The 13,108-nt window shown below is 66.6% G+C and carries 9 protein-coding genes; 1 reads left to right on the forward strand and 8 read right to left on the reverse strand.

The genetic code is table 11. From position 1 onward, the window contains the following. Positions 1-97: 97 nt before the first annotated feature. On the forward strand, positions 98-1,087 hold the full coding sequence (locus CR919_RS15340; RefSeq protein ID WP_099820752.1) for a zinc-dependent alcohol dehydrogenase family protein: 990 nt from the start codon (positions 98-100) through the stop codon (positions 1,085-1,087). A 50-nt stretch (positions 1,088-1,137) separates the two neighbouring features. Here CR919_RS15340 and CR919_RS15345 read toward each other — a convergent pair whose 3' ends face one another. The 8 genes from CR919_RS15345 to CR919_RS15380 form a co-directional block, all read right to left on the reverse strand. Beyond that, entirely contained in the window at positions 1,138-2,769 is a 1,632-nt protein-coding gene (locus CR919_RS15345) for a peptidoglycan-binding protein (RefSeq protein WP_099820753.1), read from the reverse strand. A gap of 47 nt (positions 2,770-2,816) precedes the next feature. Then, entirely contained in the window at positions 2,817-3,905 is a 1,089-nt protein-coding gene (locus CR919_RS15350; protein WP_099820754.1) for a lysozyme inhibitor LprI family protein, read from the reverse strand. A gap of 123 nt (positions 3,906-4,028) precedes the next feature. After that, on the reverse strand, positions 4,029-6,560 hold the full coding sequence (locus CR919_RS15355) for a membrane-bound PQQ-dependent dehydrogenase, glucose/quinate/shikimate family (protein WP_099820755.1): 2,532 nt from the start codon (positions 6,558-6,560) through the stop codon (positions 4,029-4,031). 130 nt (positions 6,561-6,690) lie between these two features. Next, positions 6,691-9,405 carry a DNA gyrase subunit A gene (gene gyrA, locus CR919_RS15360; RefSeq protein WP_099820756.1) on the reverse strand — a complete coding sequence of 905 codons (2,715 nt, stop codon included), beginning with the start codon at positions 9,403-9,405 and terminating at the stop codon, positions 6,691-6,693. 257 nt (positions 9,406-9,662) lie between these two features. Beyond that, a complete protein-coding gene (gene mtnA / locus CR919_RS15365; RefSeq protein WP_099820757.1) occupies positions 9,663-10,727 on the reverse strand; it encodes an S-methyl-5-thioribose-1-phosphate isomerase in 1,065 nt (354 codons plus the stop codon). A gap of 46 nt (positions 10,728-10,773) precedes the next feature. Further along, the gene (locus tag CR919_RS15370; protein WP_099820758.1) at positions 10,774-11,508 is read right to left on the reverse strand and encodes a DUF3011 domain-containing protein; all 735 of its coding nucleotides are present in this window, start codon (positions 11,506-11,508) and stop codon (positions 10,774-10,776) included. 137 nt (positions 11,509-11,645) lie between these two features. Beyond that, a complete protein-coding gene (gene epmA, locus CR919_RS15375) occupies positions 11,646-12,602 on the reverse strand; it encodes an EF-P lysine aminoacylase EpmA (protein ID WP_099820759.1) in 957 nt (318 codons plus the stop codon). Further along, positions 12,599-13,084: a GNAT family N-acetyltransferase gene (locus tag CR919_RS15380; protein ID WP_025876917.1), complete on the reverse strand. Its 486-nt coding sequence runs from the start codon at positions 13,082-13,084 to the stop codon at positions 12,599-12,601. The genes epmA and CR919_RS15380 overlap by 4 nt, the downstream gene beginning before the upstream one ends. Positions 13,085-13,108: the final 24 nt, after the last annotated feature.

The raw sequence follows: 13,108 nt of genomic DNA on the forward strand, positions 1-13,108 counted from the left end.
CGCCAGATTACCCCTTCTATCGTTCGCCGGCCACGCGCACAGTAGCGCTCTGTTCCCCCTGCCCGGCCACCAGCCGGCGTTCCCTTTGGAGACCCCCATGACCCAGGTTGTCCGCATCCACGCCTATGGCGACGCCGATGTGCTGCGCGTTGACGATATCGACGTACCCGCTCCTGCCGCCGATGAGATCCAGATCCGGGTCAAGGCCATCGGCCTGAACCGCGCCGAGGTGATGTTCCGCAACGGTGCCTATCTGCAGCAGGCAGAGTTCCCGAGCCGGCTGGGCTATGAAGCGGCGGGTCTGGTTGAGGCCGCAGGCAGCGCGGTGACCGGCTTCGCTGCAGGCGATGCCGTCAGCGTCGTGCCGCCGCTGGATATCGCCCGCTGGGGCACCTATGGCGAGCTGGCCAACGTGCCGGCGCGACTGGTGGTGAAGCATCCGCCGTCGCTGGGCTTCGAGCAGGCCGCTGCGGTGTGGATGCAGTACGTCACCGCCTGGGGCGCGCTGCTGGAGCAGGCCAAGCTGGGTGCCGGCGATTTCGTCATCATCACTGCAGCGTCAAGCAGCGTTGGCCTGGCTGCCATCCAGATCGCCAACGCGGTGGGTGCAACGCCGATTGCGGTAACCCGTGGCCCGGGCAAGCGCCAGGCGCTGCTCGATGCCGGTGCTGCCCATGTCATCGCCACCCAGGAGCAGGACCTGGTGGCCGAAGTCGCCCGCATCACCGCAGGTGCTGGCGCACGCGTGGTGTTCGATCCCATCGGCGGCCCGCAGTTCGTGCCGCTCACCGAGGCGATGGCACGCGGCGGCATCCTGCTGGAATATGGCGCGCTGAGCAGCGAGCCGACGCCGTTCCCGCTGTTCAACGTATTGGGCAAGTCGCTGACACTGAAGGGCTACCTGTACTCGGAAATCGTGTCCGACGATGCGGCGCTGGCGCGTGCGAAGGCGTTCATCGTCGATGGCCTGGACAAGGGCGTGCTGGCGCCGCTGATCGCCAAGGTGTTTACGTTCGCACAGATCCAGGACGCGCACCGTTACCTGGAATCGAACGAGCAGATCGGCAAGGTGGTGGTGACGCTGTAACACCCTGGCGGCAGCGACGGACCCACCACGGGCACGTCGCTGCCGCCGTCTCAAGCCAGTGACGGCCCGCGGTTCTCGTGCTGGCGGCTGTCGAGGGCGAGTTGCTGCTCGCGCTGCCGGTTGTCACCGGCCAGATCGCTCACCATGTCGTCCATCGAACGTGCGGGCTGCGCCGTATCCACACTGGCGCGTTCACCGGGAATCATCCCGGCGACCCACAGGCGATCTCCGGCCATCATTACCCGGTCGACGCGCCCGGCGTCGTCGATGCCATTGCGCTTGGACTCCAGCACGGCCTGCATGACGTGCTCATCGCCGATGGCTCCGGGCACTCCCTGGCGGATGAGCTCGAACAGCGCTGCGTCCTTGGCTGACAGCGACTCCACGCCACTGCGCTGCGGCAGCTGTTCCTGTGCGGCGGGGCCAGCGACCGGTGGATTCGCCGCAGCCTGCTGCCGCGCTTGTACCTGCTCCGGCTGGAACTCCGCCCGCGTATAGGGCGGACGCTGCGGCGGCCAGTTCTCCGCGCGGTCGAATTCGGTGGTGGGGGCAAACTCCCGCGCCACCGCTGCGTCGTTCAACTGCCGGCGCGCATCTTCATCAATGGTGTTGCCCGGGCGCAGGGGCAGGCCGTAGTCCTGCTGGAAGTCGCGCATGGCCGCCTGCATGCCGGCATCAAACGTGCGCGCATCGCGCTCGGCACGTGGGTTCGGTTCGGCAAGGTACCCCAGCGCCTCCAGCTGGCGGCGCATCTCGAACACCGGCTCGCCCTTCTCACCTGGGCGCAGGTTACCGTCGGCCAGTGGCCCGGTCAGGTCGGTCACCGTCCGGCGCTTGAAGTCCGGATCGACCGCCAGCGTGTCGGCGCGCATGCGCTCCAGCAATGCATCGTCGATGCGGCCATTGGCCGGATTGATGCCCCGTTCGGTCTGGAAGCGGCGCACGGCCTGCTCGGTCGATGAACCGAAGTCACCGTCGGGCTTGATCGCGGCATTGGCGTTGTTGCGGATGTCCAGCCGCTGCAGGTACTGCTGTGCTTCCAGCACCTGCTGGTTGGCGTCACCACGGTGCAGGTCCATCGCACCAGCGGGCCCCTGATGGATCGGCACCGGCATCTGGAAGCCCGGCTGCTGCACGCGCTGGACCAGGCCGGCGACCTGCGCTTCCCATCCGGTGGCGAGCGTGGCGATGGTGTCTGGATGGGGGCTGCCGTTGTTCAGCTCACCGCCATTAACCGAGGCCCTCGCCTGCCGGTAGTCGACATGGTTGGCGTTGACGTTGTCGGACAGCCGCGCGCCGAACATGCCATCGCGCATCCCCACCACCAGCACCTTGGTGGCGATTTCCGCTTCGGCCGCCCGCTGCGGATGCTCGACCAGTTCGCGGCCCATTCCCAGCGCCTCGCCCAGCCGCTCGTAGTTGTTGACGTGGGTCAGGTGGGCAAAGCCACGGCCGAAATACTCTTCACCGCCGAAGTAGCGCAGATCCACCGCCTGCTTCCTGCCCCAGTCTTCCTCGGGCGCGGCGAAATCGCGCGATTCGTGCTGCGCTGTGGCCAGCACATAGGCAATCTGCCGGTGGTCGGTAATGCCATTGTCGATGCAGGTACGGACGATCATCTCGACCGACTGGTCCCGGGTCAGGCCGAAGCCTGACCCACCCTTTCCATAGCCTTCGCTCATCCTTCAGCTCTCCAGTTCCGGTACGCATCCGTTCGTCGGGGGAAGACCTACTTCAGCAGGTCCGATTCGGTAGGGGCCTCGCCCTTGCAGGTGTCATAGCGGCGCATCAGCAGCGTGCGTGGCTCGGTTCCGCGCAGCTGGATGACCTTGTCCTCCCGCTCGCACGGGCTGACCTTGCCGCGCAGGACGAACCGTCCGTTGTCGATATGGTCGATGTCACGTCCGCCGATGGCGTCTTCCAATGCCCTGGCACGCACGTAGCGGTTGCCCTTGGCATCGAACAGGTAGAACGCGTGGACGGGAACGTTGTAGACTCCGTTGTTGTCCTGCCACACCTGCAGATCTGGCAAGCCATCGCCGTTGAAGTCAGAAGCGGTCAGCAGCACCGCGGCCGCAGCATGGGCATTGGCACCGGCGCGGGTCAGGCGTGGCTGCACGCCCGTGACTGCAACCTTTCGGCCGCCACGGGTCACGCCCATGCTCCGCACCTGGCAGGTTGTCACGTTGCCGGTGCCGCTGCAGTCGGCCACCTGGAAGACCACCTGCAGCGCAGGCGTGATCCTGCCCTCGCCGGGCTGCAGGACGATCCTGCCCTGCCTATCAGGCGCGGCATCCGCGGTATGGGTGGCGACCTGGCGGGGTGCGGGGGCGGCCTTCGCTTCAGCGACCAGCGCCGCCGCACCTCCATCCTGCAGCTGGCGGGCACGCAGCAGGGTCATGTGCGTACGGCACTGCTGTGCATCCAGTTGGGCAGCGGCATTGCCGCCCTCCGGGCAACGGCTGTCGCGCTGGCGCAGCCATTGCCGCTGCAGATCGCGAAGTAGCTGCTGATCACCGGCTGCCATCGTGGAGCGCGCCGCGCTGTAGGCGACATTGAGCGCATCGTCGTGCACCTTGAATTCAGCATCGACACAGCGACGGCGAGCGTCCGCCACCGTGCCTGCGCTCGCCATGCACGGCGCATAGGCGGGGCTCAGGAAGCGCGCATCGCCGGCGATCAGTTCGGCGCCGCTGGGCAGCTTGCGTACGGCGGGCGGGGGCGAGGCCTGCGCGGTTGCCCACAGGCAAGGGCCAAGCAGAAGCAGCCCAGCCAGCAATCGAGTGGCACGCCCCGGCAGGCGTTCAGAGTTAAGCATGCGTTTCCTTCCTTGGGGGCTTTGGCCAACCCCGTCCTGTTCCGATGATGGATCGTGCACGCTCACCCACGCAACTTCGGCGACGGCGGTCAGCTCCCACCAGCCGCCCACGGATCGCCGACGCTATTCCGGCAACGCATACGCCATCACATAATCCCCCGCCGGCGTCTCCATGAAATGGTGCCCACCGGCCATGATCACCACGTACTGCCGCCCGCCCTGCTCATACACCATCGGGTTGGCCTGGCCGCCCGCCGGCAGCTTGGTATGCCACAGCTCCTTGCCGGTCTTCAGGTCGATGGCTCGCAGCAGGTCGTCGGTCGCTGCGGCGATGAAGATCAGGCCGCTGGCGGTCACCACCGAACCGCCATTGTTCGGCGTGCCGATTTCGATGGGCAGGCCGGAGCGGATGCCGAACGGGCCGTTGCCGCGTGCGCTGCCGAACGGCCGGTCCCACAGCAGCTTGCCGCTGCGCAGGTCGATCGCACGGATGCCGCCATAGGGTGGCTGCTTGCACAGCAGGCCGGTGAACGGCAGCCGCCAACCGGCATTGACGTCGATGCCATAGGGCGTCCCCACCTGCGGATCCCCTGCTCCTTCGGCCCCGCCCTTGTCAGCACGCATCTGCTCGCGTGGCAGCCAGCTTTTGCGATCAGCCTCGGCACGCGGCACCAGCTGGTTGTAGTTGGGCATGTCGTTGTAGTTGGCCACGATCACGCCGCGCCGCGTATCGATGGCCACGCTGCCCCAGTCCGAACCACCGTTGTAGCCGGGGTATTCGATGGAATGGTGATCGCTGCTCGGCGGCGTGTAGAACCCCTCGTAATGCGCCTTGCGGAACTGGATGCGGCAGACCACCTGGTCGATGGGGGTGATGCCCCACATGTCGCGCTCGGTCAGCGCATCATCGCGCCGCAGCGTGTGGTACAGCGAAAACAGCTGGCTGGCGGCACGCTGCTCGGGCTCTACACCGCCCTGCGGCACCTTGCGCTCTTCGGCCGGAGTCAGCAGCTGGCCGTTGCGACGGTCGAGGATGTACATGTCGCCCTGCTTGGTGGGCAGCAGGATTGCCGGCACCTTGCCCGATGCCGTCGGGTAGTCGATCAGGCTGGCCTGCGAACCCAGGTCGTAATCCCAGACGTCCTTGCGCACCGCCTGGAAATGCCAGACCGGCTTGCCGGTGGCTACATCGATGGCGACCAGCGAGGTCGCGTACCTGTTCTGGTTTTCCGTGCGCGAGCCACTCCAGTAGTCGCCCGCGGCATTGCCCATCGGCAGGTACACCAGGCCCAGTGCTTCATCACCGGTCGCGGTGGTCCACATGTTCGGTGTGCCACGCGTATAGGTCTGCTCACGCGGTGGCAAACCGCTGCGCTCGGGCTGGTCCATGTCCCACGCCCAGCGCAGCTTGCCGCTGATCGCATCGTAGGCCTGGATGACGCCGGAAGGCGCGTCGCGGCGCTGGCCGTCCAGTACCTGGTGGCCGGTGACGATGACACCGCGGACGATCGCGGGCGGCGATGTGATCGAGACGTAACCCGGTGGCACCTCGCCCATGCCCAGGGTGATGTCGACCTGACCGTTGTTGCCGAAATTCGCACAGGGGCGACCGCTGTCGGCGTCCACCGCGATCAGGCGGCCGTCCAGGGTGCCTTCGATGATGCGTGCACTGCACGCTGCGCGGCTGCCGGGCGCCGCGCTCCGGCTGATACGGGTCGGCGGCGGTGCGGGCAGCGCCAGATCGGCGGCCACGTCAGCCAGTGCGGCATCGGCGAGGGCCGGTGCGCTGGGCTGTTCGTAATAGGACACGCCACGGCAGGCGGCCGTGTACGGGATCGAGGCATCCTTCACCTTTGGATCGAACCGCCATAGTTCCTTGCCGCTGCCGGCATCGAGGGCGATCAGTTGATTGCGTGCGGTGCACAGGTACACCCGATCACCGATCTTCAGTGGCGTGGTTTCCGCACCCCAGCGCTTCTTGGGCAGGTCGCCGGTGCGGAACTGCCACGCCAGCTGCAGGGTGCCTACATTTTCAGGGGTGATCTGCTGCAGCGGCGAATAGCGGGTGGCAGCATTGCTGCGCCCCCAGGCCGGCCAGTCGCCCTCCGCCGGCTGGTCGGCCGGCTGCAGACCGGTGGTGTCACGGGTCGGATCGAGCCCGGCGCTGACCGCCGGCTCCGGGAACGGCTGGTGCCCGTCAATCACGCCATGTGGCGCGAACGCGAGGCCGAAGGCGGCCACGAACACCAGCATCAGCACGGCCGCCACGCTGCGCGACAGGCGCCTGGATACCGGCGCCTGCAGGGTCGGCGCCAGCAACGCCAGGATGATGCCGAGCACCGTCACCAGGCCCAGCCGCGGCACCCAGCGCCAGTACTCGCTGCCCGACTCCCACCAGGTCCACAGCAGGCTGCCGAGGAAGACCAGTGCATACAGCAGCGCACCGCTACGGCGATTGCCCCACAGCAGGATGCCGCAGACCAGCAGGCCGAGGCCGGCGATGGCGTAGTACCAGGAGCCCCCGAGGCTGGCCAGCCAGCCACCGAGCCCGCCGACGACCAGGCCGAGCACGATCAGCAACAGGGCCAGGACGGTGATGAGCGGGTGGCGGGAGGTGGGCGTGGCGACGGAAGCGGACTGCGGCGTGGCGGACATCGACGATCTCCGGGGGCAGCATGCGCCCTTATGCCACCGTCACCGTGAAGTGCGTGCGTATTTTCGAGCGCAGACACGACGACGCCGGCACAAGGCCGGCGTCGTCGGGTACCTCAGCATCGCGGCAGGATCACTCCTGCGCGGCGTCCTCGCTGCTGGCAGCAGCCGGTGCGCCGTCGGTCGCGGCCGGGGTGGCGGCAGCCACCTCGTCCTCGTCCTCATCGATCGAGGCATCCATGCGCTCCACCGCCTGCAGCTTCTCGTCCTTGGACAGGCGGATCAGGGTCACGCCCTGAGTGTTGCGGCCGACGCGGCTGATTTCCGAGCCACGCGTACGCACCAGAGTGCCGCCGTCGGAGATCAGCAGGACTTCATCGTCGGTCCCCATCAGTACCGCGGCAACCAGCTTGCCATTGCGCTCGGTGGTCTGGATGCCGATGACGCCCTGGGTGCCACGCCCCTTGCGCGGGTAGTCCGGCAGCGGGGTGCGCTTGCCGTAGCCGTTTTCGGTGGCGGTGAGGATGTACCGCAGGTTGGCGTCGTCGGCACCTTCGATCACCGCGTCGCCGGTGGCGATGGCTTCCTCGACACCGTTGTCGTCCTCGCTCTCATCCTCGACGCCGCCAGCACTCTCGGCCACGATCAGGCTGACCACTTCCTCGCCGGCCGGCATCTTGATGCCACGCACGCCGGTAGCGGTACGACCCATCGAGCGGACCTTGTCTTCACCGAAGCGCACGGTCTTGCCGTTGGAGGCGAACAGCAGGATGTCGCGCTCGCCATCGGTCAGGCCGACGCCGACCAGGGCATCGCCTTCGTCGAGGTTGATCGCGATCTTGCCGCGGGCCAGACGGAAGGCGAACTCGCCCAGCGGGGTCTTCTTGACCGTACCGTTCTTGGTGGCGAAGAACACGAACTGGCCATCGGCGTACTCGCGCACCGGCAACACGGCCTGCACGCGTTCGCCGGGCTCCAGCGGAATCCAGTTGATGATCGGACGACCGCGGGCGTTGGAACCGGCTTCGGGCAGCTGGTACACCGGCAGCCAGAACACCTTGCCCGAACTGGTGAAGGTCAACAGCGTGTCGTGCGTGTTGACCAGCCACAGCTGTTCGATGAAATCCTCTTCCTTGGTCGACGCCGCGCTGCGGCCACGGCCGCCACGGCGCTGCGCGCGGTACACGCTCACCGGTTGGCGCTTCACGTAGCCGGCGTGGGAGACGGTGACCACCACGTCTTCCGGGGCGATCAGGTCGAGGATGTCCAGATCTTCTTCGCTGTGGCGGATCTCGGTACGGCGCTCGTCACCGAACTCGGCACGCACGTTGATCAGCTCTTCGCGGATCACCTGCAGCAGGCGGTCGGGATCTTCCAGGATGTGGATCAGCCCGGCGATCACTTCCAGCAGCTGCTTGTATTCCTCGGTCAGGCGGTCCTGCTCCAGCCCGGTCAGGCGGTGCAGGCGCATTTCCAGGATCTGGGTCGCCTGGATCTCGGTCAGCTGGTAGCCGCCTTCGATCAGGCCCACACCCTTGGGCAGGTCATCGGGACGCGAGGCTTCGGCACCGGCGGCGCCGAGCATCGAGCCGACCAGGCCCGGCTCCCACAGGCGCGCAAGCATGCGCTCGCGTGCCTCGGTGGGGTTCGGCGAGGTCTTGATCAGTTCGATCATCTCGTCGATGTTGGCCAGCGCAACGGTCAGGCCTTCCAGCACGTGGGCACGGGCCCGCGCCTTGCGCAGCTCGAACACGGTGCGGCGGGTGACCACTTCGCGACGGTGGCGGACGAAGGCCTCCAGCATCTGCTTGAGGTTCATCAACTGCGGGCGGCCATCGACCAGCGCCACCATGTTGATGCCGAACACCGACTCCATCTGGGTCTGCTGGTAGAGGTTGTTGAGCACAACCTCGGCCGACTCGCCGCGCTTGATTTCGATGTAGATGCGCATGCCGTCCTTGTCGGACTCATCGCGCAGCTCGCTGATGCCTTCGATCTTCTTTTCCTTGACCAGCTCGGCGATCTTCTCGATCAGACGCGCCTTGTTCACCTGGTAAGGAATTTCAGTGACGATGATCGATTCGCGGCCGTTGTCGGCCACTTCGACATCGGCCTTGGCACGGATGCGCACGCGGCCACGGCCGGTGCGGTAGCCGGCGATGATGCCGGCGGTGCCGTTGATGATGCCTGCGGTCGGGAAATCCGGGCCCGGGATGAACTCCATCAGGCCGTCGATATCGATTTCCGGATTGTCGATCAGCGCGATGCAGGCATTGATCGATTCGGTGAGGTTGTGCGGCGGAATGTTGGTCGCCATGCCCACCGCGATACCGGCCGAACCATTGACCAGCAGGTTCGGGAACCGGGTCGGCATGACCGTCGGCTCCAGTTCCTTTTCGTCGTAGTTCGGCTGGAAATCGACGGTTTCCTTGTCGATGTCCGCCATCAGCTCATGCGCGAGCCGCGACATGCGCGCCTCGGTGTATCGCATCGCCGCGGCGGAGTCGCCGTCGACCGAACCGAAGTTACCCTGGCCATCGACCAGCATGTAACGCAGCGAGAACGGCTGTGCCAACCGCACCAGCGTGTCGTACACCGACTGGTCGCCATGCGGGTGGTACTTACCGATGACGTCACCGACGATACGTGCCGACTTGAAGTAGGGCTTGTTGCTGTGCGCGTTGAGTTCATTCATCGCAAACAGCACACGACGATGCACCGGCTTGAGGCCATCGCGCGCATCTGGCAGCGCGCGCCCCACGATCACGCTCATGGCGTAATCGAGGTAGCTCTTGCGCATCTCGTCTTCCAGGTTGACCTGGATGATTTCCTTGGCGGTTTCTGCCATTCGGGTTCCGTTGTCTGGTAGCGGTCCAGTCCGGCGCATCCACCCGGGGGCGGTCGTGCCGGAACCTCGATTCAACCGCTGGATTCTACCACACGGGGCCGTTTTCCGCCTGCTTTTACGGTGATTTTACCGGCACAAATCAGGAACTTAGGGGGTCAGCAGCCCCTGTAGAGCCGAGCCCATGCTCGGCTGTAGTGGATTCCCCGGCTGAGCCGAGCATGGGCTCGGCTCTACAGACATGCTCGACCGCGCCCGCGTCAGCCGCCGAAGGCGGCGCGCATGTTCTCTGCGGTCGGGTTCAGGATCACCCCCCGCTCGGTCACGATGGCATCGATCAGCTCGCCCGGGGTGACATCGAACACCGGGTTCCAGGCGGCGATGCCCTCGGCCACGGTGCGGGTGCCGCCCACGCCGTACAGTTCGCCCGGATCACGCTGCTCGATCTCGATCTGGCTGCCGTCCACGGTATCCATGTCCACCGTCGAGGACGGTGCCACGACCATGAACTTCACCCCGTGGTGGCGGGCCGCGATGGCCAGCTGGTAGGTGCCGATCTTGTTGGCGGTATCGCCGTTGGCGCAGATCCGGTCGGCGCCCACGATCACCCACTGCACGGCACCGGTCTTCATCAGGTGGGAGGCGGCCGAGTCGGCGATCAGCGTCGCGTCAATGCCGTCCTGCTGCAGCTCCCACACGGTCAGGCGCGCACCCTGCAGCCACGGCCGGGTCTCGCCGGCAAACACCCGGGCAATGCGGTCCTGGGCCATGCCGGCGCGGATCACGCCCAGCGCCGTACCGAAGCCGGCGGTGGCCAGCGAACCGGTATTGCAATGGGTCAACACGCCGCTGCCGGCCTCGATCAGGCCCGCACCGAGGGCACCCATATGGCGGTTGGCAGCCAGGTCTTCTTCGGCGATGGCCTGTGCCTCGGCCTCCAGCAGCGCCTTCCAGTCGGCACCGGCGGCACCCAGGCAACGTCGCATGCGTGCCAGCGCCCAGGCCAGGTTCACCGCGGTCGGGCGTGAGGCGTTCAGCCGCTGCAGTGCCGGTTCCAGCTGCTGCAGGGCATGCGCGCCGTCGGCGGCCTGTACATCACGTGCGGCCAGCACCACCCCCCAGGCGGCAGCGATGCCGATGGCCGGCGCACCGCGCACGGTCAGGGCGTGGATGGCGGCGGCCACCTCATCGCTGTCATGGCAGGCCACATGCTCGACCACGAACGGCAGCTTGCGCTGGTCAAGCAGTTGCAGGGTATCGCCGGTCCACAGGATCGGGCGGATGTGGTCGTAGCGGGCGTAGTCGAGGTCGGTGGCGGTATTCATGGGCCCATTGTAGGGCCACGCCACGCGCGGAGGGACCCGTCGGGACTCAGTTCACCGAGAACTCGGCGCGGCAGCCGCCGTCGACCCAGATGCCGTTGCGGTTCCAGCCCCAGGTGCTGCCTTCCTCGCACGGGGTACTGGAAAGCTGGTCGGAGATGGTGGCGCTGGTGGAGATGCTGGCGCCACAGAAGCGGCGCTTCTTGGACTTGGATTCGCAGGTCAGCCGGCGCGGCATGTCGACGAAACGGCCCTGCTCGTCGGCCACCTCGAAGTCACCCTGGCACCCCCGGGTGGTCCATACCTCATTGCGCTTGTAGCCCCAGCCCTGCCCTTCCCGGCACGGCAGCACCGACAGCTGGCGCAGCAACCGCACTGGCGCACCATCCAGGCGCACCGGGCAACTCTGCGGGCGACCGTTGGACTCACAGCGCACCACCCGCCGCACCAGACGCTTGCGACCCTCGGTCGACGGCGCCGCTGCATCCGTCTCGGCCGGGCGCGCGCGGAACTCGGCACGGCAGCCCAGGGTCACCCACACGCCACTGCGGTCGGTGCCCCACTCGCTGCCACGGATGCAGCTGTTGCTGGACAACTGGCGGATCAGGTCGACGCCGTTGCTGACATCGATATCACAGTGCACCCAGCCCATGTCGCGGGATTCGCAGGTCACTACTTCGCTGTCATAGCCAATCGACTGCGCCGATGCGGTCGACGGAAGCAGGCCACCCCATATCGCCACGGAGTACATCGGTGCCGCTACGACCGCGAACCACTTGACCAAAACCTTCCCCATGAATGGATGAACCACGACGCAAGTGTGCGGTATCGGCTGTGATAAGAGCATCATCGTGCTTGCTGAATCAAGCGCGACAAAGCGCGTTTTCGTTCAGCCTGCCAGGTCCATGGAAAATCGTCGGGTCATGCGTGGGCGAAATCGAATGCAAGTACATCTGCAATGCGCGGTGTACGGTGCATCGCCATCAACAGGCGATCAATGCCAACGGCAACGCCGGCACAGGCCGGCATTGAAGGCAGTGCACGCAGCAACGCTTCATCCAGCGCGGGCTGCACCTGCCCCCGTGCATGACGGCGCTGCAGGTCATGCTGGAAACGCGCGCGTTGTTCAGCCGCATCGTTCAGTTCGTGATAACCGTTGGCCAGTTCCACCGTGCCCAGGTACAGCTCGAAACGCTCGGCCAACGGCGGTGTGCCGGCGCGGATGCGCGCCAGTGCCGCCTGGCTGGCGGGCCAGTCGTGGACGACGGTCATGACCGCGTCATCGAAATGCGGTTGGATACGGTGGGTCATCAACAGATCCAGCCAGTCATCGCGGGTCAGGCCCACCGGATCGATGTGCACTTCGCCCAGCGCGGCGCGCAGCGCTGCCTCATCGGCATCGAACGGGTCCACGCCTGCGTGCCGCTGGAACAGTTCGCGATAGCTCAGCACACGCAACGTCGCGCTGCGCCCCACCAGCGCCAGCGCCTGCACCACCAGTTCTGCGGTTTCCTGCAGCAGCCGATGGTGGTCCCAGCCAACCCGATACCACTCCAGCATGGTGAACTCGGGATTGTGGCGGCCGCCCGCTTCGCCGTTGCGGAACACCCGGCCCAGCTCATAGCAGTCGCCCACGCCGGCAGCGAGCAGTCGCTTGAGCGGGAACTCCGGCGAGGTGCGCAGCCAGCGGCGGCGACCGCCCGCATCGACGTGGCCGCTGAAATCGGTGTGGAAGCTGTCGATGTTCGGCTCGGTGTTGCCCGCCACCGACAGGATCGGCGTTTCCACTTCCAGCACGCCGCGCTCGGCGAAGAAGCGCCGCACCAGCGCATTGAGGGTGGCGCGCTGTTGCAGGCTGCGCAGCAGCGCCTCGCTCACAGGATGCCCTCCGGGCGCGGATGGTCCAGCGGCAGGGTCAGCAGATCGCGGGTGTCGTCGATGTAGCCGCTGGCCAGGTACAGGCGACGCGCCAGTTCGTTGTGATGGTTGACCTCCAGCCGCAGCCGGCTGACCCCGCGCCCCCGCGCGCGCTGTTCGCAGATGGCCAGTGCCCGCTTGCCACGGCCACGGCCTCGCGCGCGATGGCTGAGATAGAGCTCGTCCAGCAGCATGAAATGGCCGCCCTGCTCCAGGCTGAAGCCCATCGCGATCACCGCATAGCCAACGACAGCTGCGGCCTCATCCAGCCACAGCAGCACTTCGCCGTTGCGCGGATCGGCCAGCAGCGCATCGACGCCACGGCGCACGCGCGCATCGTCGAATTCGATCTTGTCTTCGGCGTAGAAATCGCGCATCAGCGCGATCAGCAGTTCCTCGTCGGCACGGGTGGCCAGGCGGAAATCCAGCGGAGCGGTCTGCATCAGTGTTCCTTTGCGGTTGCGTGC

It is taken from the genome of Stenotrophomonas sp. LMG 10879 (assembly GCF_002750935.1).
In the GTDB taxonomy this organism is placed as follows: domain Bacteria; phylum Pseudomonadota; class Gammaproteobacteria; order Xanthomonadales; family Xanthomonadaceae; genus Stenotrophomonas; species Stenotrophomonas lactitubi_B.